The 22,825-nt window shown below is 60.5% G+C and carries 19 protein-coding genes; 12 read left to right on the forward strand and 7 right to left on the reverse strand.

Annotated elements, in window-relative coordinates; all coding sequences use genetic code 11:
- Nucleotides 1-13 precede the first annotated feature (13 nt).
- Nucleotides 14-1,330 (reverse strand): OprD family porin, encoded by a 1,317-nt coding sequence (locus JFT63_RS17985; RefSeq protein ID WP_057702427.1) that lies wholly within the window; start codon nt 1,328-1,330, stop codon nt 14-16.
- A 410-nt stretch (nt 1,331-1,740) separates the two neighbouring features.
- Here JFT63_RS17985 and JFT63_RS17990 point away from each other — a divergent pair, with 410 nt between their 5' ends.
- Complete coding sequence (locus tag JFT63_RS17990) at nt 1,741-3,816, forward strand: TonB-dependent receptor (protein ID WP_198844446.1); 2,076 nt, start codon at nt 1,741-1,743, stop codon at nt 3,814-3,816.
- Nucleotides 3,817-3,949: 133 nt separating this feature from the next.
- Here the strand turns inward: JFT63_RS17990 and JFT63_RS17995 are convergent, their stop codons facing one another.
- The 3 genes from JFT63_RS17995 to JFT63_RS18005 form a co-directional block, all read right to left on the reverse strand.
- Entirely contained in the window at nt 3,950-4,165 is a 216-nt protein-coding gene (locus JFT63_RS17995; RefSeq protein WP_057702425.1) for a hypothetical protein, read from the reverse strand.
- Nucleotides 4,166-4,400: 235 nt separating this feature from the next.
- Nucleotides 4,401-5,507 carry an agmatine deiminase gene (aguA, locus tag JFT63_RS18000; RefSeq protein ID WP_057702424.1) on the reverse strand — a complete coding sequence of 369 codons (1,107 nt, stop codon included), beginning with the start codon at nt 5,505-5,507 and terminating at the stop codon, nt 4,401-4,403.
- A 120-nt stretch (nt 5,508-5,627) separates the two neighbouring features.
- Nucleotides 5,628-8,537, reverse strand: coding sequence for an aminotransferase (locus JFT63_RS18005; RefSeq protein ID WP_198844447.1), 2,910 nt, complete (start codon nt 8,535-8,537; stop codon nt 5,628-5,630).
- 151 nt (nt 8,538-8,688) lie between these two features.
- Here JFT63_RS18005 and rfbB point away from each other — a divergent pair, with 151 nt between their 5' ends.
- The 7 genes from rfbB to JFT63_RS18040 are packed head-to-tail and all read left to right on the forward strand — an operon-like array spanning nt 8,689 to nt 15,771.
- Nucleotides 8,689-9,771: a dTDP-glucose 4,6-dehydratase gene (gene rfbB / locus JFT63_RS18010; protein ID WP_198844448.1), complete on the forward strand. Its 1,083-nt coding sequence runs from the start codon at nt 8,689-8,691 to the stop codon at nt 9,769-9,771.
- Nucleotides 9,768-10,643, forward strand: coding sequence for a glucose-1-phosphate thymidylyltransferase RfbA (rfbA, locus tag JFT63_RS18015; RefSeq protein ID WP_057702421.1), 876 nt, complete (start codon nt 9,768-9,770; stop codon nt 10,641-10,643). The genes rfbB and rfbA overlap by 4 nt, the downstream gene beginning before the upstream one ends.
- Nucleotides 10,640-11,185 (forward strand): dTDP-4-dehydrorhamnose 3,5-epimerase, encoded by a 546-nt coding sequence (gene rfbC, locus JFT63_RS18020; protein ID WP_198844449.1) that lies wholly within the window; start codon nt 10,640-10,642, stop codon nt 11,183-11,185. The genes rfbA and rfbC overlap by 4 nt, the downstream gene beginning before the upstream one ends.
- Complete coding sequence (gene rfbD / locus JFT63_RS18025) at nt 11,182-12,063, forward strand: dTDP-4-dehydrorhamnose reductase (RefSeq protein WP_057702419.1); 882 nt, start codon at nt 11,182-11,184, stop codon at nt 12,061-12,063. Before rfbC ends, rfbD begins: the two co-directional genes overlap by 4 nt.
- Before the next feature lie 36 nt (nt 12,064-12,099).
- Nucleotides 12,100-13,908, forward strand: a complete 1,809-nt coding sequence (locus JFT63_RS18030) for a sensor histidine kinase (RefSeq protein ID WP_057702418.1) — start codon at nt 12,100-12,102, stop codon at nt 13,906-13,908.
- Nucleotides 13,905-15,290: a sigma-54-dependent transcriptional regulator gene (locus JFT63_RS18035; RefSeq protein WP_057702417.1), complete on the forward strand. Its 1,386-nt coding sequence runs from the start codon at nt 13,905-13,907 to the stop codon at nt 15,288-15,290. The genes JFT63_RS18030 and JFT63_RS18035 overlap by 4 nt, the downstream gene beginning before the upstream one ends.
- A gap of 25 nt (nt 15,291-15,315) precedes the next feature.
- Nucleotides 15,316-15,771, forward strand: a complete 456-nt coding sequence (locus tag JFT63_RS18040; protein ID WP_057702416.1) for a thioesterase domain-containing protein — start codon at nt 15,316-15,318, stop codon at nt 15,769-15,771.
- Nucleotides 15,772-15,821: 50 nt separating this feature from the next.
- Here the strand turns inward: JFT63_RS18040 and cysQ are convergent, their stop codons facing one another.
- On the reverse strand, nt 15,822-16,658 hold the full coding sequence (gene cysQ, locus JFT63_RS18045; protein ID WP_057702415.1) for a 3'(2'),5'-bisphosphate nucleotidase CysQ: 837 nt from the start codon (nt 16,656-16,658) through the stop codon (nt 15,822-15,824).
- Complete coding sequence (nudE, locus tag JFT63_RS18050) at nt 16,655-17,221, reverse strand: ADP compounds hydrolase NudE (RefSeq protein WP_186561393.1); 567 nt, start codon at nt 17,219-17,221, stop codon at nt 16,655-16,657. Before nudE ends, cysQ begins: the two co-directional genes overlap by 4 nt.
- Nucleotides 17,222-17,308: 87 nt before the next feature.
- On the opposite strand from nudE, the gene yrfG reads away from it, so the two are divergent.
- Complete coding sequence (gene yrfG, locus JFT63_RS18055; RefSeq protein WP_198844450.1) at nt 17,309-17,971, forward strand: GMP/IMP nucleotidase; 663 nt, start codon at nt 17,309-17,311, stop codon at nt 17,969-17,971.
- Nucleotides 17,972-18,079: 108 nt separating this feature from the next.
- Here yrfG and lysM read toward each other — a convergent pair whose 3' ends face one another.
- Complete coding sequence (gene lysM, locus JFT63_RS18060; RefSeq protein ID WP_198844451.1) at nt 18,080-18,520, reverse strand: peptidoglycan-binding protein LysM; 441 nt, start codon at nt 18,518-18,520, stop codon at nt 18,080-18,082.
- Nucleotides 18,521-18,764: 244 nt separating this feature from the next.
- Here lysM and fdhD point away from each other — a divergent pair, with 244 nt between their 5' ends.
- From fdhD to JFT63_RS18075, 3 genes are all read left to right on the forward strand, one after another.
- Nucleotides 18,765-19,604: a formate dehydrogenase accessory sulfurtransferase FdhD gene (gene fdhD, locus JFT63_RS18065; RefSeq protein WP_057702412.1), complete on the forward strand. Its 840-nt coding sequence runs from the start codon at nt 18,765-18,767 to the stop codon at nt 19,602-19,604.
- Entirely contained in the window at nt 19,601-21,949 is a 2,349-nt protein-coding gene (locus tag JFT63_RS18070; protein ID WP_057702411.1) for an FdhF/YdeP family oxidoreductase, read from the forward strand. Before fdhD ends, JFT63_RS18070 begins: the two co-directional genes overlap by 4 nt.
- Before the next feature lie 350 nt (nt 21,950-22,299).
- Nucleotides 22,300-22,785, forward strand: coding sequence for a glycine zipper domain-containing protein (locus tag JFT63_RS18075; protein ID WP_005783837.1), 486 nt, complete (start codon nt 22,300-22,302; stop codon nt 22,783-22,785).
- The last annotated feature ends 40 nt before the right edge of the window (nt 22,786-22,825 follow it).

Genomic DNA, 22,825 nt, shown 5'->3' on the forward strand with positions numbered 1-22,825 from the left:
GACGCTCGATCAATTAGAAAACGTTGATCGGGTAGTCGGCGAACAGACGGATTTCGTTTCCGCCTGTGTTGTACCCACTGGCGTTGTTGGAAACGCGCAGCCACGAGGCGCGAGCACGCAGGCTCAGGTCTTTGGCTGGACCGCTCTGTACGACGTACTTGAACTGGTTCCAGATTTCACGCTCGGAACCATCGCCACGGCCGGTGCCGTCGTCAATGTTGGTGCCACGCACGTAGGCAATGTTGTAGGTCAGACCCGGTACGCCAAAGGTGGCGAAGTCGATGCCGTAACCTGCTTGCCAGGAGCGCTCGTCCTTGCCGTTGAAGTCGGACCAGTAGGAGTTGGCCAGCAAGATGGTATTGCCGCCGTCGCCGATACCGCCAGCGTTGCGATAGCCGCCGTACAGGTAGCCGGTGTCGCCGGTGCTGCGCTGATGAGCGAGGGTGAAGCTGTGCGCGCCAACGGCCCAGGTCGCGCCCAGGCTCCAGATCTTGTTGTCGCGTGCGTCCGCGTCACCTTGGTTTTGCAGGGCGAAACTGCGGTCGAGCTTGGTCTTGTAGCCGTTGAAGTCAAACGTCAGCGACTGCTTCTCTGGCAGGGCCAGCACGTAGTTGACGTTGACGTATTGCTTCTTCAGCACGTCCTGCATGTCGGAGGCGTACAGAGCAGCCGACAGACTTTCGGTGAATTTGTAGCTACCACCGATGTAGTTGATGCTTTTCAGGCGACCGCTGTCGGTGCCTTCCATGCTTTTGCGCGCTTCTTTGGTGAAGTGACCTGCGTCCAGTTGCAGACCGGCGATCTCTTTGGAGACGATCGACGTACCGGTGTAGGTTTCCGACAACAGGCGGGAGTTGTCGTACTGCAGCACAGGCACAGCCGGGAACTGATCACCGTACTTGAGTACAGTGTTGGAAACGCGGAACTTCACGGCAGCGCCGCCTTTGGCCAGGTCGTGGGGTGCCGAGCCCGGTTTCCGCTGACCGTCTTCATCGACAGTGCCGTTGCCCTGCTTGAAGAAGTCGATACCGCCGGCGCCAGCGCGGCCTTTACCACCGTCCAGACGGATAGCGTATTGACCAATCACGTCCACACCCACACCCACGGTGCCTTGGGTGAAGCCGGACTCGAACTTGCCGATGAAGCCTTGGCCCCATTCAGCTTTGTCCTTCTCGCCATTTTTTTTATCACGGCTGATGTAGGCGTTACGTGCGGCGATGTTCAGGTGGCTGTCTTCAACAAAACCCTTGGATTGCTCCTGGTCGTTTGCCATTGCTGTCGATGCGCTCAAAATCCCCAGAGCGATCAGACTCATCCGTTGCTTCAACATATTCTTATATTCCTTATTACGGGTTGAGTACGCGCTGTGACACCAGGCTCCGTGTTGCTTTTTTCTGGTGTCGACTTTTGCCGCAAAAAGAAGGCCCGCGGACGACTGAACTGCCGCGGGCCTTTTTTATTGGAGTAAGTCATGGCGGTGAGCCACAGGCGTTGGGCGCAATCCTATGCGCGCGTTGAACTATGTGTCAATTTCGTGAATCGTCTGTATTTAGGCGATATTCGTCTAAGCGGCGAGCTAAAGCGCTACGTTGAAAAGGGCTGAATGTCCCTCGTCACCGATAAAAACACATCAAGTAACAAATCTGACAGGCGTCATGACAGGGAATAGATAACACGCGCAAATGCAAAGCATTACCATTCGCGCAAATTTTCTGCCCACCCTGTTGGATACACACTCCCATGTCCACCCCTTGCCTGACGCCCACCGCCCTTGGGCTCTCTATGCTGTTGTCTGCCGGCTTTGCCTGCGCGACTACGGTACTGCCCGAAACCTCCATCAACGCGGTGGCTGACGAAGACGACCCACGTGTCAAAGAGACCAACACCGCCACGCGCACCGCCACCTCCGTACGCTATGTGCCCCAGGCGATCGACTCGGTAAAAACCGACAACCTGCGCTCTTACGGCACCAACGACCTGGGCCAGGCGCTGAGCGGCATTCCCAATGTCAGCAGCGGCGCCGACACGCGCTTCGACAGCCTGCGCATACGCGGTTTCGACGCCAGCAATGACTTCTACCTGGACGGCATTCGCGACGACAGCCAGTACGTGCGCGACCTGCACAACATCGAGCGTATCGAAGTGCTCAAGGGCCCGGCCGCCGTGCTGTATGGGCGAGGTGGCCAGGGCGGTATCGTCAACCGCGTGAGCAAATTACCCACGCCGGGCCATAAATCGAGCATCGAAGCCCAAGGCGGCAGCAACGATTTGCGTAGCCTGTATGCCGACCTGAGTGCCGACCCAAGCGACACCATCAGCCTGCGTCTGAACATGGGCAACCAGGACAACAACAGTTTTCGCGATGGCGTCAGCGGCAACCGCCAGTTGTTCGCACCGTCGATGAGCTGGCAGCTCACGCCCGACCTGAACTGGCTGGTGCAATATGAATACAGCCGCTACAACCGCACGCCGGACCGTGGCATTCCCGGGGTCAACGGGCGCCCGGCGGATGTGAGCCGCAGCACCACTTATTTCGATCACGGCGACTACATCGACGATAAATCCCGGTCACTGCGCTCCAAGCTCGCCTATGAGCTCAATGCCAACTGGCAACTGCGCCACACCCTTGGGGTGTTCAAGCTCAACAGCGATTTCGACAACACCTACCAGACCGGCTACGACGCTAAAACCAACAGTGTCACCCGCCAACACTGGCAGCAAGACCTGACCACCCGCAACGTGTTCAACAACCTTGAGCTGGAGGGTGGTTTCGACACGTTTGGCCTGGAGCATCGCCTGCTCACCGGTATCGAGTTGGGCAGCCAGCGCCGCGATCCGAAGTTGTATTCGGCTCGGGATGCCAGGACGGTACCCAGCCTGGACCTCAACCAACCCAATCGCCGCCTGAGCCACACCGGGAGCATGCGACTGTCGAGTTACAACCACACAGAAGTCGAAAGCAGCGCGCTGTACGTGCAGGATCAACTGCGCCTGAACGACCAGTGGCAACTGTTGGGCGGGCTGCGTTACGACCGCTTTGAAGTGGATACCACCAGCAAGGTGCTCAACACCCAGGAGAACGTGAAGAGCCACAGCACCAGCCCCCGCGTCGGACTGGTGTGGACGCCGCTGGAAAATCATTCGTTCTATGCCTCGTGGAGCAAGACCTTCTCGCCAGCGGGTGGCGGCCTGATCGGCATCACGCCGAACGCCGCCGGGAGCGTTAACGACCTGAGCCCAGAGCTGACCAAGCAGAAGGAAATCGGTGTGAAGAGCGACTGGTTCGACGATCGCCTGAGCACCACCCTCGCTGTGTACGAGCTGGAACTCTACAACCGCCGTACCAGCGACCCGCTGGACCGCACCATTACCCTGCTTACCGGCGAGCAACGTTCACGCGGCGTGGAGCTGACGGCCACCGGCAAGATCATCGATAACTGGTACGTACGCGGCGGCGTGGGCCTGCAGGACGCCAAGGTAGAGAAGGACAACAACGGCTTTGAAGGCAAACGCATCAGCGACGTGGCCAAGCGCAATGCCAGCTTGTTCATCACCTGGAAGCCGGAAATGGGCTGGTATGCGGAAACCGGGTTGACTCTGGTGGGCGATCGCTACGCCGACAACCTCAACACCGTGGTTCTGCCGGGATACGGCCGCTGGGACGCGCTGGCCGGGTTCCGTCAGAAAGAGTGGGACGTGAGGGCGGCGCTGAACAATATTGCCGACAAAAATTACTACGCCTCGGCGACCAGTGCGGCGCAGATTCAACCGGGGGAGCCGCGTAGCCTGGTGGTCACCGGTACCTACAGCTTCTAACACCAGTCAGGCGCGAATCACCCCCTGTTGGAGCGAGCTCGCTCGCGAAAAACGTCAACGATAACGCTCGGTTCCTGACCGAACGCGGCGCTTATAAATTTTTCGCGAGCAAGCTCCCCCCAACAAAAGCGGCTTAACTACACATCAGATCACACAGAGCCTGCACTTCATCCTCTGTGAACAACCCCACCGGGTAGCGTTCATTCATCACGCTGCGCAAATCAGGCACCTGCCTGACCTGTCGCGAGCCGTTTGCCTTCAACCATAGCGCCAACGCATGGATCGCATCGCCGTTGACTCGCAAGGGGTGAAACGTGCGCGTGTTCATCAGGTCGATATCGGCATTCATTTCAGCGCTCTCTCCTGCTGCGTGAGCGGCTAACTTACTCAAGGTTTGTGACAGAACTGTGCAGTCATCGCCCTTGGTCCACTGTAACGACAGCGATACAAGAGCTATGCCAATGTCCCGTGCTCACCGGTATACAGGCATGAAAAAGCCCGCGACCTGGCCGGGTCGCGGGCTTGGCTGGAACACTGCGGTTGCGCAGCGCTCACTCGCGCTCAAGGCGCTGTTACAACTGCACTCAATTTCTGTGCGGAGCGGGCTGCTGTTGAGTCAGGCAGTGAATATTGCCGCCCCCCAGTAACAGTTCGCGGCCCGGCACCATCACCACTTCGTGCTGCGGGAACAGGCTCTGCAGGATTTGTTTGGCCTGGTGGTCCAGCGGGTCATCGAAACTCGGCGCAATGATGCCGCCGTTGACGATCAGGAAGTTGACGTAGGAGCCGGCCAACCGCACGGTTGGGTTACGTTCCTGGCTGCCATCCACCGGGTCGACACCGGCGCATTCTTCCTCGGTGGCATACAGCGGCCCAGGGATTGGCATTTTATGCACGATGAACGCGCGCCCCTTGGCGTCGGTGCTGTTTTGCAGCACCTCCATGGCTGCGTGGCAGCGCGAGTAATTCGGATCTTGCGGGTCATCGGTCCAGGCCAGCAACACTTCGCCTGGGCGCACGTAGCAGCAGAAATTATCCACATGACCGTCGGTTTCGTCGTTGAACAGGCCATCCGGCAACCAAATGATCTTGTCCACCGCCAGGTGATCAGCCAGAACCGCCTCAATGGCCGCACGATCCAGGTGCGGGTTGCGGTTGCGGTTCAACAGGCACTCTTCGGTGGTGATCAGGGTGCCTTCGCCATCCACATGGATCGAACCACCTTCAAGCACGAAACCTTTAGTACGGTAACGCGGCGCCCGCTCGATCTCCAGGATCTTGCCGCCTACCTGGGAATCTCGGTTCCACGGTGCATACAGGCCTCCGTCAAAACCACCCCAGGCGTTGAAATCCCAATTCACGCCCCGCACTTCGCCGCTGTCGTTGATCACGAACGTAGGGCCCGTGTCGCGGACCCAGGCATCGTCGGAAGACATTTCCACCAAGCGAATATTGGGTACATCCAGGCGCGCACGGGCGTTCTCGTACTGGCCTGCCGAAACGGCAACGGTCACGGGCTCAAAGCGCGCGATGGCCTTGGCCACAGCCACATGGGCGGCCTGCGCAGGCTTGCCGCCCAGGCGCCAGTTGTCGGGGCGCTCGGGCCAGATCATCCAGGTTTGGGTCTGTGGCGCCCATTCGGCAGGCATATGGAAGCCATCGGCGCGTGGGGTGCTGTGCAAAGTGGTCATGGCGTTCAGGACTCCGAATGGGATGAAGACCGACTCAATCTGGATAAAAATCGGCTTTGGAAGCTATTAACCATAATAGCGCCCGAATATTACACAAAATAGCCGATAACAATCGACCTATTACAATTGCTCGTCCAGCACCTTCGACAGCATGTCGACAAAGAAGTCCACGCTTTGCCGGGAGGTGACCATCGGCGGTTTGATCTTGAGAATGTTCAGGTAGTCGCCGGTAGGTTGCATGAAAATCCCCAATTCCCGAAGACGATCACATAACAGGGCCGTCTCTTGCGTCGCAGGTTCCAGGGTGTAGCGGTCACGCACCAGTTCCAGGCCCAGATAGAAGCCCGAACCGTGTACGGCACCGACCAGCGGATGGCGGTCGATCAACGCTTCCAGTCGAGCCTTGAAATGCCCGCCAACCACTTGGGCGTTTTCCCAGAGTTTCTCTTCTTCCATCACGTCCAGCACCGCCATGCCGATTTGGCAACTGACCGGGCTGCCTCCAGAGGACGAGAAGAAATACCCTTCGGCCTCCAGCGCCTCGGCAATTTCTCGACGGGTGATTACCGCACCCAAAGGCTGGCCGTTACCCATGCCTTTGGCCATGGTGATGATGTCCGGCACCACGCCCTGCTCTTCAAAACCCCAGAAGAAATGGCCCATGCGGCCGTAACCTACCTGCACCTCATCGGCGATGCACACGCCGCCTTGGGCACGGACCAAACCATACACCTGCTGCAAGTAACCCGGCGGCAGAGAGATACCCCCGGCATTGCCGTATACCGGTTCACAGATAAATCCGGCCAACTGGCGCTGGCTTGCGGCAATTTTCGCCAGGTTGTGTTCCACGCTTAGCACGTAGTCCGGTGCACTGTGCGGCCCGCGGAATTCGCCGCGGTAGGTATTGGGGGCTGTTACCGGGTGCACCCAGTCCGGGCGGCTGCTCAATGCCTGGGGGTTATCGGCAATTGATGTGGACACGGCGTCTGCCGCTACCGACCAGCCGTGGTACGCCTCCAGTACGCTGAGCATGTCGCGCCCGCCGCTGTAGGCCCAGGCCAGGCGAATCGCCAGGTCATTGGCTTCGGTACCGCTGTTGACCAGGAATACGCGGTCCATGCCCTTCGGCGCCAGCGCCAGCAAACGTTCGGAAAACTCGGCAACCGCCGCATAGTGAAACCGCGAGTTGGTGTTGAGCAGCGACCATTGCCGCGCTGCTACCGCGGCCATGCGCGAGTGACCATGGCCCAGCACGGCGACGTTGTTGAGCATGTCCAGGTAGGATCGGCCCTGCATGTCGATCAGGTGGTTGCGCCAGCCCCGCTCGATACGCGGCGGGTCAATGTAGTAATGCTTCTGCGAGCGGGCGAAGCTGGCATCACGCCGGGCCAGCAGGGCGTGCGGGTCCAGCTCCGGCTCGGCATCGCAGGCCAGCCCCAACAGCGCCGCCGGTGACGGGCACAACGCCCGCCAGGCCGAGGCTCGGGAGGGCGTGCAGAACAGTGGTGGTTCAAGGTCGGCGCTGCATAATTGCACAGTCAGCGGCGCGTGAACCTCACCCACTATTTGCCCCTTGACCACCACGGCCCCAGGCTTGAGGGAGGTTTTTACGCCCCACACACGCAGGCTCATCGCGGCGGCGTGCAAGCACAGCAAGCCATCGGCGCCTTCACGCAGCGTGCCTGCGAAGGGGGCTTGCAGCACGGTGCCAGGGGGCAGGTGCAGTTCGACATGCAGGGGGAAGGTCTGCGGCTCTACCGCGCTGTCGGGACAGGTACGCGACAAGCGATATTGCCCATAACGGCTGGCCGCCAGCCCATGTACTGCCGCTGCTTCAGCCAGCAACCGTCGATCTATGCCAGGCGCCTCCCAGTTACCTGCCTCCAGATGCGGGCTGAGTACGCCCAGGTCGATCAGCGCGAACTCGCGCCCTACCAGGCCCGGCAACAAGGGTGCAAAGTCATCGCTGGCAACGGATGGCCATGTCTCGCCAACGCTGGTGAGAATCGCCGCTTGCATCAACTCAAACGGCACTGATGTCGCTATATCGAAGATTTCCCACTCGTGCTCGGCGTTTTTCTTTAAATAGGCGTTATCCGGGTCCAGGCGTTGCTGCTGTTCACTGCTGAGCACCAGCACCGCCGCACGTGCGACGATCAGCGGCCACAGCACCTCCAGCTCTTCGTGCTGTAACGGCATCACTGCGTGACAGGCCTGGATTGCCGGCAGAATCGCAAATGGGTCACCGTGGGCGTGGTGCAACAGGGCCGCGCAGGTTACCGACAGGTCGGCAACCCGCCAGGTGCGCACCAGATCGCCGAAATCAATCACGCCTTGAATACGCCAGCGCCGCTGGGCATCACGCTGGCACACCACATTGTCATCGGTGATGTCCATGTGCACCGCTTGCCACGGCAGGTGGGGTGCCAACGGTAGGACATGCGCCTGAACCTGCGCGGCTACGTGTTCCAATGCGGCGCGCTGCGGCAGGTCAGGCAAGGCTGCCAGCAGATGAGTGATCAACGCCTGCGCATGGCGCGGATCCCACTGCAGGGTGCGCGCAAGGCCTGGATGTTCGAAATCTTGCAGCGCGAGGCTCATCTGCGCGCACAGCTCACCGAAGCCTGCGATCACGTCGCGGCTCAGGTGCGGTAAATGCGTGAGCGGCTGGCCGTCGATGTACTCCAGTAGCCGCAGGTGCAGGGTTTGCCCATCGACGCTCACCGTCAGCAGCTCATTACCATCCAACGCCTGAATCACCTTGGGCACGCGTAGATGCAGATGTGCTTGCAGACTATTGAGGGCCGCGTGTTGGGCCTGGAGTTCCACAGCGGCGTAGTCACCGCGGCAGATTTTCAGAACGAAACGGCCATCGGCGCTGTCAACTTTGTAATTGAGGTCTTGTTGACTGCCCAACGCGTGTAATAAGCCGCTCATTCCATAGTGCCGTTCGAGCAGGATTGCCGCTTGATCGGGGCTTACTTGTGGGCACGGTAAACTGGCGCGGTGGGTCAATGTGGCTAACGACATTGTGACGACCTTTGTTTTTTCAGACGTCTATATCGCCATTGTTCCGGGGCGTTAATCAACCCCTTATGCTCGCCGCGCTTGCGCCGGCCCGATTCACAACTCAAGCTATGCTTCTTTCGCTTATTGTCCGTCTAAGGAAAAGGCCCTCGACATGCGCATTCTCATCACCGGCGGTGCCGGATTCATTGGCTCTGCCCTGATCCGCCACCTGATTCAACACACTGAGCACGAAGTGCTCAATCTGGACAAGCTGACGTACGCCGGCAACCTTGAGTCGCTGACCAGCATCGCGTCCAACAGCCGCTATGAGTTTGTCCAGGCCGATATCATCGATCAGGCCGCCGTCAGCGCCGTACTCGCACGCTTTGAACCTGATGCGATCATGCACTTGGCCGCCGAGTCCCACGTCGACCGCTCCATTGACGGTCCGTCGGATTTTATCCAGACCAACATCGTCGGCACCTACAGCCTGCTGGAAGCCACACGGGCGTATTGGCAGAAGCTGGCAGAACCGGCCAGAAGCGCGTTCCGTTTCCACCATATTTCCACTGACGAAGTGTATGGCGACCTGCACGGTGTAGACGACCTCTTCACCGAAACCACGCCTTACGCACCCAGCTCGCCTTACTCCGCGAGCAAGGCGGCGTCCGACCACCTGGTACGCGCCTGGCAGCGTACATACGGCCTGCCGGTACTGCTGACCAATTGCTCGAACAACTACGGGCCATTCCATTTCCCCGAAAAGTTGATCCCTCTGGTCATTCTCAACGCCCTCGCGGGCAAGCCACTGCCTGTCTACGGCGATGGTTTGCAGGTACGTGACTGGCTGTTCGTCGAGGATCACGCCCGTGCGCTGCTCAAAGTGGTGACCACAGGCGTTGTGGGCGAGACCTACAACATCGGCGGCCATAACGAGCAGAAGAACATCGACGTGGTACGCGGCATTTGCGGCCTGCTGGAAGAGCTGGCGCCGCAGCGCCCCGCCGGCGTGGAAAAATTCACTGACTTGATCACCTTCGTCAAGGATCGCCCGGGCCACGACCAACGGTACGCCATCGACGCCAGCAAGATCGAACGTGAGCTGGGCTGGGTCCCGGAAGAAACCTTTGAGACCGGCCTGCGCAAAACCGTACAGTGGTACCTCGATAACCTGGAATGGTGCCGCAGGGTCCAGGACGGCAGTTATCAAGGTGAACGACTCGGCAATACTGACGCAAAGGATTTGATCGCATGATGAAGGGCATTGTATTGGCCGGCGGTTCCGGCACCCGTTTGCACCCCATTACTCTGGGCGTATCCAAGCAGCTGTTGCCGGTGTATGACAAACCGATGATCTACTACCCGATCTCGGTGTTGATGCTGGCAGGGATCAAGGACATCCTGGTGATCTCCACGCCCGTGGACTTGCCGCAATACCAGAACCTGCTCGGCGATGGCAGCCAGTTCGGCGTGCGCTTCAGCTATGCCGAGCAGCCTTCGCCGGATGGCTTGGCCCAGGCGTTTATCATCGGTGAAGAGTTCATTGGCGATGATCCGGTGTGCCTGATCCTGGGAGATAACATCTTCCACGGTCAGCATTTCAGCGATCAACTGCGCGGCGCAGCCGAACGTCCGTCGGGCGCTACCGTGTTCGGTTACTGGGTCAAGGACCCGGAGCGTTTCGGTGTGATCGACTTTGATAGCGAAGGCCGAGCCTTGTCTATTGAAGAAAAGCCGCTGAAGCCCAAGTCCCACTACGCCGTGACAGGCCTGTATTTCTACGACAACGACGTGATCAAGATCGCCAAGGCGGTCAAGCCTTCGCCACGCGGCGAGCTGGAAATCACGGACATCAACAACGCCTACCTTCAACGCGGCGATCTGCACGTAGAGCGGTTCGGTCGTGGTTTCGCCTGGCTCGACACCGGCACCCATGACAGCCTGCTCGAAGCCTCGACTTACGTGCAAACCATCGAGCATCGCCAGGGCCTGAAAGTGGCTTGCCTGGAAGAGATCGCCTACGAAAACGGCTGGATCGACCGCGACTATCTGCTGGAGCGCGCCAAATACTTCGGCAAGACCGGCTATGGCCAGTATTTGTACATGCTCGCCGGGAACACTAAATGAATGTGATCGCCACTGAATTGCCCGATGTATTGATCATCGAACCGAAGGTTTTTGGCGATGAGCGCGGTTTTTTCTATGAGAGTTTCAATGCCCGCGAGTTTGAGAAGGCCAGTGGGTTGCAACTGCAATTTGTGCAGGACAACCATTCACGCTCGCAAAAAGGCGTGCTGCGAGGCTTGCACTATCAGGTAGAACACGCCCAAGGGAAACTGGTGCGTGTGACCGCTGGCGAAGTGTTGGACGTGGCGGTGGATATCCGCCGCAGCTCCCCGCATTTCGGCAAGTGGACCAGTGTGCGACTGTCTGCCCAGAACAACCGCCAGTTGTGGATTCCACCAGGTTTTGCCCACGGTTTCGTGGTGCTCAGCGATAGCGCCGAATTCCTTTACAAGACCACGGATTACTACACGCCTTCTGCGGAACGTTGCATTCGTTGGGACGACCCGGAGCTCAATATCGATTGGCAGCTCACTGCCACACCGACGTTGTCCGCCAAGGATCAGAACGGTACAACGCTGAAAGAGGCGGACCTATTCCCGTGACAGCGCCCCTTAAAATCCTCATCACCGGCCAACACGGCCAAGTCTCCCAAGAGCTGCAACAGCGGCTCCAGGGCCTTGGCGAACTCATCGTCCTGGGCCGCGAGCAGCTTGACCTGGCCGACGCTGACCTCATCCGCCAACAGGTACGCGCTCACCGCCCCGGCCTGATCATCAACGCGGCAGCCCACACCGCCGTGGATCTGGCCGAGAGCGAACCGGACGCAGCCTTTGCCATCAACGCCATCGCCCCCGGCGTCCTCGCCGAGGAAGCCAAGGCCCTGGGCATCCCGTTGATTCATTACTCGACCGACTACGTGTTCGACGGCAGCAAACCTGCCCCTTACACCGAAAGCGACACACCCAACCCGTTGGGTGTCTACGGTCAGAGCAAACTGGCGGGTGAGCAGGCGATTGCTGCCGTAGGTGGCGAGCACCTGATCTTGCGCACCAGTTGGGTGTATTCGAGCCATGGCAAGAATTTCCTGCTGACCATGCAGCGCCTGCTGCAGGATAAACCGCAGATGCGCATCGTCGCCGACCAGATCGGTGCCCCGACCTGGGCCGGCACCATCGCCAACAGCACCCGCGCGCTGATTGAGCAGTGGCAGGCCGGCAAGGCTGGAGACTGGGGTGTCTACCACCTCACCGCACAAGGTGAGACCTCATGGTTCGGCTTCGCCCAAGCCATTGGCGAGCAATTGCGGATCGAAGGCAAAGCCTGCGCCGAGCTGGAGCCGATTCCGTCCAGCGCCTACCCCACCCCCGCCAAGCGCCCGCTGAACTCGCGACTGGACTGCACCCGCCTGCAACAGCAATGGAACGTCAGCCAGCCCCATTGGCAGGACGCATTGCACGAGTGTCTTGCCGAGCAGCACTAGGCATAATGCGCCTGTACCCACAGGCGCACACTCCCCATGACTCCACCCCTTCCGCGAAGACCCCGCTGGCGCAGCCTCGCCCTGCTGGCATTGTGCCTGGCACCGCTGCTATGGCCGCTGGAGCATTTGGCCGAGCGCTACTACCGCAGCGAGTTGGCCGGGCAAAACCGCCAGACCCTCGACCTGTATGTCGCCAACCTGTTGGGCACCCTGCACCGCTACGAAGTGCTGCCGCAGATCCTCGGCGATTTGCCGGCCCTGCGCATCGCATTGGACGCGCCTCACGTCAGCACCAACCTGGCCAATGCCAATTCGTTGCTCAAGGATGTCGCCGCGCAGGCCGGTGTGGAAGTGATGTACCTGATGGACACCACCGGCAAGACCCTTGCCGCCTCCAACTGGGACAAACAAGACAGCTTCGTCGGGCGCAACTTCTCCTTTCGCCCCTATTTCAGCGAAGCCATGGCCGGGCGCCTGGGACGGTTTTTCGGCCTGGGCACCACCTCGGCCAAGCGCGGCTACTTCTTTGCCGCCGCGGTGCATGACGGCGATACCATCATCGGCGTGCTGGTGGTCAAGGTCGACCTTGACCACACCGAAAGCCTGTGGGGCAACACACCGGAACAACTGTTGGTCACCGATCACAACGGCGTGGTGATCCTCACTTCGCGCCCGCAATGGCGATTCCGTGCCACGCGGCCACTGACCGCCGAAGAGCGCCAGGCCATCATCGCTATCCAGCCCTACCCCACCCGCGACCCGCAGCCGCTGAGCCTGAGCAGCAGCGCCTGGCTGCGTCAATCCACGGCCATCGCCGAAACCGGCTGGAACGTGGAAATTCTCGCACCACGCTCGCTGATCAACCGTCCGGTGCGCACGGTTGTCGCCGTGGGCGGTGCCACGTTGTTGGTGCTAATGCTGTTGCTGGGATTATTGATGCAGCGCCGCCGGCATTATTTGGAACGCATCGCCTTCGAAGCCAAGGCTCGTCGTGAGCTGGAAATGCGCGTGGCCGAGCGTACCAGCGACCTGGAGGGCCTGAACCGGCGCCTGAAACAGGAAGTGCTGGAGCGCGAACACGCCCAGCAGGAACTGGTGCGCGCCCAGGACGACCTGGTCCAGGCCGGTAAGCTCTCGGCCCTGGGCACCATGTCGGCGAGTATCAGCCATGAGCTGAACCAACCGTTGGCGGCGATTCGCAGCTATGCGGAAAACGCCGAAATCCTCCTCGACCATGAGCGCACCAGCGACGCCCGCGGCAACCTCAAGTTGATCAGCGAGCTGACCGGGCGCATGGCCTCGATCATCGCGCACTTGCGCGCCTTCGCTCGCCGTGACCGTCACGCACCGGAGAGTGTGGCCCTGCAACCGGCACTGGATGACGCCCTGGCGTTGCTGGCCAAGCGGCGGCGCTCAATGGAAGTGGAGTTGATCCGCGACCTCCCGGAGGCAACCCTGTGGGTGCAGGCCGGTGAAACCCGTCTGCGCCAGGTACTGGGTAACTTGCTGGCCAACGCTCTGGACGCCCTCACCGAAAAAGGCCCGCCGCGCAAGCTCTGGCTGAGTGCCGAAACCACGCCCCAGGGCGTCAACCTGTACATTCGCGACAATGGCCCGGGCTTTTGCATGGAAGCCCTGGGCCGCGCCAGCGAGCCGTTCTACACCACCAAGACGCGCACCCAGGGCCTGGGCCTGGGCCTGGCAATCTGCGACACCCTGATGCGCGCCTTCGGCGGTGAACTGTTGTTCGCCAACCACAAGGAAGGCGGCGCGCTGTTAACCTTGAAATTGCGTGCCGGCTCGCCGGGCGTCAGTCTGCAACCGTCCGAGGACCGCAGTGTATGAGCATCGACAACCAGATTCAGGTGGTGTTGATCGACGACGATCCACACCTGCGTCAAGCCCTGTGCCAAACCCTGGACCTGGCCGGCCTGAAAGTCCTGCCCCTGGGCGAAGCCGCCGGCCTCACCGCCCGCCTGTCCCGCGATTGGCCAGGCGTGGTGGTCAGCGACATCCGTATGCCCGGCATGGACGGCCTGGAGCTGCTGGCTGAACTGCACGGCCAGGACCCGGACCTGCCGGTGCTGCTGATCACCGGCCACGGCGACGTACCGTTAGCGGTGCAGGCCATGCGTGCCGGGGCCTATGACTTCCTCGAAAAACCCTTCGCCAGCGACGCACTGCTCGACAGCGTGCGCCGTGCCCTGGCCCTGCGCCGCCTGGTGCTGGACAACCGCAGCCTGCGCCTGGCCCTCAGCGATCGTCAGCAACTGAGCACGCGCCTGGTGGGGCACTCCCCGCAAATGTTGCGCCTGCGCGAGCAGATTGGTGCCTTGGCTGCGACCAAGGCCGACGTGCTGATCCTGGGCGAAACCGGTGCCGGCAAAGAAGTCGTCGCCCGCGCCCTGCATGACCTCTCAAGCCGCCGCAGTGGCCCCTTTGTGGCGATCAACGCCGGAGCGCTGGCCGAATCGGTGGTAGAGAGCGAACTGTTCGGCCATGAGCCGGGCGCGTTCACAGGTGCGCAGAAACGCCGCATCGGCAAGTTCGAGTTCGCCAATGGGGGCACGCTGTTTCTCGATGAAATTGAAAGCATGAGCCTGGATGTGCAGGTCAAGTTGCTGCGCCTGTTGCAGGAGCGCGTGGTGGAACGCCTGGGCGGCAATCAACTGATCCCGCTGGATATCCGCATTATCGCCGCCACCAAGGAAGACCTGCGCCAAGCCGCCGACCAGGGCCGCTTCCGTGCCGACCTGTATTACCGCCTCAATGTGGCACCGCTACGCATCCCGCCCCTGCGCGAGCGTGGTGAAGATGCATTGATGCTGTTCCAGCATTTCGCCGACGAGGCCAGCAGCCGCCATGGCTTGCCCCTGCATGAGCTGCAACCGGGCCAGCGCGCGCTGTTATTGCGCCACAGCTGGCCGGGCAATGTGCGGGAACTGCAAAACGCCGCGGAGCGTTTCGCTCTGGGCCTGGAATTGGCGCTCGATAACGCCCAGGACAATCCCGCCGCCGGCGTGCTGACGTCCACGCCCGGCGGCTTGAGCGAGCAAGTGGAGCAGTTCGAAAAAAGCCTGATCGCCGCCGAACTCACCCGCCCTCACAGCTCCGTGCGCAGCCTCGCCGAAGCCCTGGGCGTGCCGCGCAAGACCTTGCACGACAAGTTGCGCAAACACGGCCTGAACTTCGCCGACAGCGCCAGCCACAGCGCCGACGACGAATGAATCCGCCTACCGCCAAGAGACCGCTATGAGCCGCGACAGCCGTTACTTGCAAGCCGTACTCCACCATGACATTCCCCTCACCCGTGAGATGGGTCTCAAGGTGCTCGACTGGCAGCATGACCAACTGCACCTGCACCTGCCCTTGCAAGCCAATATCAACCACAAGAGCACCATGTTCGGTGGCAGCCTCTACTGCGGTGCCGTGCTGGCAGGCTGGGGTTGGTTGCATCTGAAGCTGCACGAAGCGGGGATAGACGACGGTCATATCGTGATTCAGGAAGGGCAGATCAGCTATCCGCTGCCGGTGACGCAGGATGCGACGGCCATTTGCGCGGCGCCGGAAGAAAAAGTGTGGAAACGTTTCTTGGCGACGTACAAGCGTTATGGTCGGGCACGGTTGGCGCTGGAGACATGGATTGTGAATGAGGGCAGTGAGGCGCGTGCAGTAACCTTTACCGGCCAGTACGTCCTGCACCGATAAAAAATGTGGGAGGGGGCAAGCCCCCTCCCACATTTTGATCTGCCGCGGTCTTAAGTTCTGGCCAGGGTCAACAGGCGTTCACGCCATGCGGCCTTGGCTGGCAGCGCAAGAAAGAAGGGGTTCAACAGCGACTCCCGTGCGGGGTAGCTGAAACGCTCACCACTCAACTCCAATACTTCGCCTCCCGCCCCTTCCAGTACGCCCTGTGCCGCCGCGGTATCCCATTGCGAGGTCGGTGCCAGGCGCGGGTAGCAATCGGCACTGCCTTCGGCCAACAGGCAAAATTTCAACGAGCTGCCGATATTCGCCAGTTTCAACGCGCCCAAGCCTTCGCTCAAGCCATCCAGCAGGCGTTCCTGCTCAGGGCTGGTATGCCGACGGCTGGCGACCACCGTAAAGGCTTCCCCTGCGGCCGGAGTCTGGCGCACCTGAATCTGCTTGGGCGCTGCCTTCACATCTGAACGCCATGCCCCAAGGCCCGCGCCACCGAAGTAGCAACGGCCGGTGGTCGGCATCGACACGACACCGAACACCACGCGCCCCTGTTCGATCAAGGCAATATTGACCGTGAATTCTTCGCTGCCGGAAATGAATTCCTTGGTGCCATCCAACGGGTCCACCAGCCACCACCGCTGCCACTGGGCACGCACGCTCAGATCGATATTGGCGTCTTCTTCGGACAATACCGGAATGCTCGGATCGAGCGCGGTAAGACCTGCGAGTATCAGATGATGCGCAGCCAGATCGGCAGCCGTCACCGGCGAATCATCCGCCTTGGAGGTCACAGCTACATCTGCGCGCCAGTAGGGCAGGATAGCTTCACCGGCCTGGCGGGCCAGCTCAATCACGGGGGCAATAAACGGGTGGCCTAAAAACAGTTCGCTCATGCGTTGAACGCTCCACGCTGGGTCAACAGATCGCGTACCAGATACAGCGCGGCAAGCGCTCGGCCTTCGCTGAACTGTTCGTTTTGCGCCAGCGCCGACAGCTCCCGCAGGTTGACCCTGTCCACGCGCATCGGCTCAGGTTCATCGCCCTCCAGACGCTCTTCGTAGAGGTCGGTGGCCAGCACCACCTGGATTTTCTGGCTCATATAGCCCGGCGACAATGACAGCTCGGTGATGTGCTCCAACTGCCGCGCGCCATAGCCGGCTTCTTCCTTGAGTTCGCGGTCCGCCGCCGCCAACACGTCCTCGCCGGGCTCGATCAAGCCTTTGGGCAAGGACAATTCATATTCGTCGGTGCCGCCGCAGTATTCTTCGACCAGCAACGCATGATCTTCGTCGATCATCGCCACAATCATCACCGCGCCGTAGCCAGCACCACGCCCCACCAGGCGCTCGTAGGTCCGTTCAACGCCATTGGAAAAGCGCAACTGCACTTCCTCCACGCGGAACAAACGGCTACTGGCGACTATGTCGCGGGCGAGGACGGTGGGTTTCTGGCGCATAAGCGGCTCCTTGGCGTGATCGGGTTACTATACCGTGGCTTTTCCGATTGTCTGTGTCGGATATCTTTACTTACATGAGAACGCACCATGCCCTCTTTGCCCTGGCACGCCATCGACACCGTCCTGCTGGACATGGACGGCACCTTGCTCGACCTGCATTACGACAACCATTTCTGGATGGAACACCTGCCTCACCGCTACGCCGAACTGCACGGCGTGAGCCGGGCCATGGCCGAAATGGAGTTGCAGCCGTTGTTTGAGCGTAACGCCGGACAGTTGCAATGGTATTGCCTGGATTTCTGGAGCGCTGAATTGGCGATCCCGGTGCGTGAGCTCAAGCTGGAAACGGCCCACTTGATCGCCCTGCGCCCGGATGCCGATACTTTTCTGAAGGCGATCAAACAGGCCGGCAAGCGCGTGATTATGATCACCAATGCTCATCGTGATTCGCTGTCATTGAAGTTGGAACGCATTGAACTGGCGCCGTATTTCGAGCGATTGATCAGCTCCCATGACTACGGTTTTCCAAAGGAGAACCCACAGTTCTGGCAAGCGTTGCAAGCCGACATCCGCTTCGACCCGGCCCGTAGCTTGTTTATCGATGACACCTTGCCGATTCTGCGCAGTGCCCGGGATTTCGGCGTGGGGCATTTGCTGGCGGTGAAAGAGCCGGACAGCAAAAAAGGACCAAAGGACACCGCTGAATTCGCGGCTGTCGGGGATTACCGAGATCTCATTGCTGGGCTCTGAACCCATGTGGGAGGGGGCTTGCTCCCGATAGCGGTGTATCAGCCATGTATCAGGTGACTGAACCACCGCCATCGGGAGCAAGCCCCCTCCCACATTTTGTCCTGCGTATTACTCAGGGATACGCAGTGTCTGGCCTGGATAGATTTTGTCCGGGTGCGACAGCAGCGGCTTGTTGGCCTCGAAAATCTTGTTGTACTGGTTGGCGTTACCGTACACCGCGAGAGAAATCGCGCTGAGTGTGTCGCCCTTTTTCACCACGACGAAGCGAGCCGCGGCAACTGCAGGGCCGGTGACAGTGATCTGGTCATCTACGCTTGCCACACCGGCAATGTTACCCAGCGCCAAAAGGATCTTTTCTTTCTCTTCCTGGGTCGCCACTTCACCGGTCACAGTGACCTTATCGCCGTCCACCGTGGTCTGCACGTTTGGATTACCCAGGCCCACCTTGCTCACATGCTCCTTCAACTGCTCACTGGCGTTCGCATTACCCGGCGTCAACAGGTCAACAATCTTTTCGCCGGCTTCTTTGATAAAGCTAAAAATACTCATGGTGCGCTCTCCTTGGGATTTAATTTCCAGATGCCCAAGACTAGACCAGTCCTGCAGACTTGGGTTCCTGACTGGCTAAAGACTCAAAAAGTATCCTGATCCGCCGTCTCTGGAATAAGCCGCCGGCGAAAAGGCCGGGAACCTTGATCGACGCCATCTATCAATACATCAATACTGGCAATTAGACGCGACCCTTTGTCGCGCCTAGTCTGAACACTGATCAATCCGTCGGTGGTACTGCCCCATGAACGCCAAGCGCCCAACCTGCGCGGCGCCCGCCCTTGAAACGCCTGCGCCCGCCGCCAGCCAGAGCTACCAATACTGCAATCTTGAACACACCGAAGTCGGCAGCACCGCGTTGGCCGAAGAGGTGGCATTGGCCATTGCTTACAACGACATCAGTCAGGCAGTCATGCTGGTAACGCCCACGGACCTTGAAGACTTTATCGTCGGTTTCAGCCTCGGCAGCGGCATTATTGCCGACGTTAGCGACATTTATGACCTCAAGATCAGCGGCGAGGGTTGCGCTCAGTACGCTCAGGTGCAGATTTCCAGCCGCGCGTTCTGGAACCTCAAGCAGCAGCGCCGCCAATTGGCGGGCACCAGCGGCTGCGGCCTGTGCGGTGTAGAAGCGGTTGAACAGGCCCTGCCCGACCTTCAAGTGCTGCCCGGCGCGCCCTTGCCGCCCGCGCAATGGCTCGACGGTCTGCGCCAGCGCATCAGTGCATTCCAACCGTTGGGCCAGTACAGCGGAGCCGTGCACGCGGCGGTGTTTATGAACGATCAAGGTGAATTGCTGTTGGGCCGAGAAGATATCGGCCGGCATAACGCCCTGGATAAATTGATCGGCGCGTTGATCCGCCAAAAGATTCCGACCGACGGTGGCCTGGCCATTGTTACCAGCCGCTGCAGCCTTGAATTGATCCAGAAAGTCTTGCGCGCAGGCATCCAGACCCTGGTCAGCCTGTCGTCGCCCACCGGCCTGGCCCTGCAATGGGCACGCCGGCACAACCTCAATCTCATCCACCTGCCGCAAAAAAGCGCGCCACGGGTCTACAGCCCAGCGATGGAGCACCAGCCATGAGCCTTCACCACCAAGCCGACCAGACGCCAACCCCACGCTACAAGCCCTACAAAGGCCCAGCCGGTGGCTGGGGCGCCCTGATCAGCGTGGCGCAAGCCTGGCTGACCAGCGACAACGCCCTGAAAAACCTGCGCATGATGCTCAAGACCAACCAGAACGGCGGCTTCGACTGCCCGGGCTGCGCCTGGGGCGACTCGCCGGAAAGCGGCATGGTCAAGTTTTGCGAAAACGGCGCCAAGGCGGTCAACTGGGAAGCCACCAAGCGCCGCGTCGATGCGGCCTTCTTTGCCAAGCACAGCGTCACGGCCTTGCTGGAGCAAAGCGACTACTGGCTGGAATACCAGGGCCGCCTGACCGAGCCGATGCGTTATGACGCCGAAACCGATCGCTACGCCCCCATCAGCTGGGATGCGGCATTCGACCTGGTCGGCAAACACCTCAACGCCCTGCCCAGCCCGAACATGGCTGAGTTCTACACCTCGGGTCGCGCCAGCAACGAAGCCGCCTACCTGTACCAGTTGTTTGTACGCGCCTACGGCACCAACAATTTCCCGGACTGCTCCAACATGTGCCACGAAGCCAGCGGCGTCGCCCTGGCACAGAGTGTGGGCGTAGGCAAAGGCACCGTGACCTTTGACGACTTCGAACATGCCGACGCTATTTTCGTCTGGGGCCAGAACCCCGGCACCAACCATCCACGTATGCTTGAACCGCTGCGCGAAGCGGTGAAGCGCGGCGCCCAGGTGGTGTGCATCAATCCCCTGAAAGAGCGCGGCCTGGAGCGCTTCCAGCACCCGCAACATCCGCTGGAAATGCTCACCAATGGTGACAAACCGACCAACACTGCTTACTTCCGCCCGGCTTTGGGCGGCGACATGGCGATTCTGCGCGGCATGGCCAAGTTCCTGTTGCTGTGGGAACGCCAAGCGCTGGCCGAAGGCAAGGAAGCGGTGTTCGACCATGACTTCCTCAATGAGCACACTGCCAACGTACTGGAGTATCTGGGCCAGATCGATGACACCTCATGGGAAGAAATCGTCGAGCAATCCGGCCTGACCCTGGTGGAGATTGAGCAAGCGGCGCGCATGTACGCCAAAGGCAAGAACGTCATCATGTGCTGGGCCATGGGTATTACCCAGCACCGTCACTCGGTGCCGACCATCCAGGAAATCGCCAACCTGATGCTGTTGCGCGGCAATATCGGCCGCCCGGGTGCCGGCCTGTGCCCAGTGCGCGGTCACAGCAACGTGCAGGGCGACCGCACCATGGGTATCAACGAACGCCCTCCGGTGGCGTTTCTGGATGCGCTGGAGCGTCGTTTCCAGTTCCAGGTGCCGCGCGACAACGGTCACAACGTGGTGGAAGCGATTCACGCCATGCTTGAAGGCCGCTCCAAAGTGTTTATCGGCCTGGGCGGCAACTTCGCTCAAGCCACCCCGGACAGCCTGCGTACCTTCGAAGCGCTGCGCAATTGCGACCTGACCGTGCAAATCAGCACCAAGCTCAACCGCAGCCACCTGATGCACGGTAAAGACGCGCTGATCCTGCCGTGCCTGGGTCGTACCGACATCGACATCCAGGCCGACGGCCCGCAAGCGGTGACGGTGGAAGACTCGTTCAGCATGGTCCACGGCTCCAATGGCCAACTGCAACCGCTGTCGAAACTGATGAAGTCCGAGCCGGCGATCCTGGCAGGCATTGCTGCCGCCACCCTGGGCAGCAAGCCCGTGGATTGGAACTGGCTGGTGGCCGACTACGGGCGCATCCGCGACCTGATCGCCGACACCATCCCAGGCTTCAAGGACTTCAACGAGAAGATCAAACATCCGGGTGGGTTTTACCTGGGCAACTCCGCCGGCGCACGCCGTTGGAACACACCGTCGGGCCGCGCCAACTTCCGCCCGAACATCTTGCCCAAGGACCTGATCCACGAACGCACCCACGCCACGGGCCGGGTGCCGGACCTGATCATGCAGTCGATGCGCTCCCATGATCAGTACAACACCACCATCTATGGCCTGGACGACCGTTATCGCGGGGTCAAAGGCCAGCGTGACGTGCTGTTCGTCAATGAAGCCGACATTATCCGCCTGGGCTTCAAACCGGGGCAGAAGGCCGACATTGTGTCGCTGTGGGAAGACGGCCGTGAGCGCCGTGTGAAGGGCTTTACGCTGCTGGCATTCGATATTCCGGCGGGGCAGGCGGCGGCTTACTACCCGGAAGTGAACCCATTGGTGCCATTGGAAAGCACGGGCGACGGTAGCCATACGCCAACATCGAAGTTTGTTGCGATTCGCTTGGAAGCGGCGAGTGACAGTGGGTTGATCATGGCGCGCTCGGCCTGACTTGATCCGAGATATGTGTTGCTTGAACTACTGCTTTCGCGGGCAAGCCCGCTCCCACACTGGGATGGGTTCACCATTGAGACTGTGTGGACCGATGTAATGCGGGAGCGGGCTTGCCCGCGAAGAGGCCAGCACAAGCACCGCACATTCTACAGGCACAAAAAAAGGCCGCTTTTGCATAAAAGCGGCCGTTCCGAAGTAACTAAAGACCTGCAAAAACGACTTAAGTTCCCTATACAAAACAGCAACTTAGCGAATTGTATACAACCTCTGCCGCCGGTCGGATTTCGATTGTCAGCGGCTCGATACAACCTCAGGATCGCGCCGTCATCCCCTTGAGGTTTCCCTGAATGAAGTTCTCCTCGATTCTCTTGTTGTCCCTTGGCCTGGTCAGTGGCGCAGCCATGGCCGGTGGCACCACCGAAGCCGGTGTAGGCGGCGCATTGGGCGGGGTTCTAGGTTCCGTTGTCGGCCAGCAGCTGGGCGGCAATACCGGTTCGACCATCGGCGCGGCCCTGGGCGGCGCGGGCGGTAGTGCGGTCGGCGCCGACAAGCGCAGCCGTGGCGAAGCTGCTATTGGCGGCGCACTGGGCGCAGCCGGCGGCAACGTCGTGGGCCGCAGCGTCGGCGGCAGCACCGGTGCACTGATCGGCTCAGCAGCCGGCGGTGGTGCCGGCGGTGCGCTGGGTAACTACATGGGCAACGAAAGTGACCGCGACGACCGCCGCTACCGCGATCGCGACCGTGACGACCGTCGCTACTACCGCGACGGCCACCCGGGCCGCGGTCATGCCTATGGCCATCGCAAGAACAAGCATCACTACCGTCATCGGTAAGCCCTAAAGGCCACAACAGCACTGATGTGGGAAGGGTTGC

The organism is Pseudomonas sp. MF7453 (genome assembly GCF_016405455.1).
GTDB lineage: Bacteria > Pseudomonadota > Gammaproteobacteria > Pseudomonadales > Pseudomonadaceae > Aquipseudomonas > Aquipseudomonas paralactis.

Bases quoted from the DNA above. Each gene is read 5' to 3' on its own strand.
- rfbC (WP_198844449.1), top strand. From the start codon at position 10,640: ATGAATGTGATCGCCACTGAATTGCCCGATGTATTGATCATCGAACCG.
- aguA (WP_057702424.1), bottom strand. From the start codon at position 5,507: ATGACCACTTTGCACAGCACCCCACGCGCCGATGGCTTCCATATGCCT.
- JFT63_RS18005 (WP_198844447.1), bottom strand. From the start codon at position 8,537: ATGTCGTTAGCCACATTGACCCACCGCGCCAGTTTACCGTGCCCACAA.
- JFT63_RS17995 (WP_057702425.1), bottom strand. From the start codon at position 4,165: ATGAATGCCGATATCGACCTGATGAACACGCGCACGTTTCACCCCTTG.
- JFT63_RS18075 (WP_005783837.1), top strand. From the start codon at position 22,300: ATGAAGTTCTCCTCGATTCTCTTGTTGTCCCTTGGCCTGGTCAGTGGC.
- JFT63_RS18070 (WP_057702411.1), top strand. From the start codon at position 19,601: ATGAGCCTTCACCACCAAGCCGACCAGACGCCAACCCCACGCTACAAG.
- yrfG (WP_198844450.1), top strand. From the start codon at position 17,309: ATGCCCTCTTTGCCCTGGCACGCCATCGACACCGTCCTGCTGGACATG.
- fdhD (WP_057702412.1), top strand. From the start codon at position 18,765: ATGAACGCCAAGCGCCCAACCTGCGCGGCGCCCGCCCTTGAAACGCCT.
- rfbB (WP_198844448.1), top strand. From the start codon at position 8,689: ATGCGCATTCTCATCACCGGCGGTGCCGGATTCATTGGCTCTGCCCTG.
- cysQ (WP_057702415.1), bottom strand. From the start codon at position 16,658: ATGAGCGAACTGTTTTTAGGCCACCCGTTTATTGCCCCCGTGATTGAG.
- nudE (WP_186561393.1), bottom strand. From the start codon at position 17,221: ATGCGCCAGAAACCCACCGTCCTCGCCCGCGACATAGTCGCCAGTAGC.
- JFT63_RS18040 (WP_057702416.1), top strand. From the start codon at position 15,316: ATGAGCCGCGACAGCCGTTACTTGCAAGCCGTACTCCACCATGACATT.
- rfbA (WP_057702421.1), top strand. From the start codon at position 9,768: ATGATGAAGGGCATTGTATTGGCCGGCGGTTCCGGCACCCGTTTGCAC.
- JFT63_RS18035 (WP_057702417.1), top strand. From the start codon at position 13,905: ATGAGCATCGACAACCAGATTCAGGTGGTGTTGATCGACGACGATCCA.
- JFT63_RS17985 (WP_057702427.1), bottom strand. From the start codon at position 1,330: ATGTTGAAGCAACGGATGAGTCTGATCGCTCTGGGGATTTTGAGCGCA.
- JFT63_RS18030 (WP_057702418.1), top strand. From the start codon at position 12,100: ATGACTCCACCCCTTCCGCGAAGACCCCGCTGGCGCAGCCTCGCCCTG.
- JFT63_RS17990 (WP_198844446.1), top strand. From the start codon at position 1,741: ATGTCCACCCCTTGCCTGACGCCCACCGCCCTTGGGCTCTCTATGCTG.
- lysM (WP_198844451.1), bottom strand. From the start codon at position 18,520: ATGAGTATTTTTAGCTTTATCAAAGAAGCCGGCGAAAAGATTGTTGAC.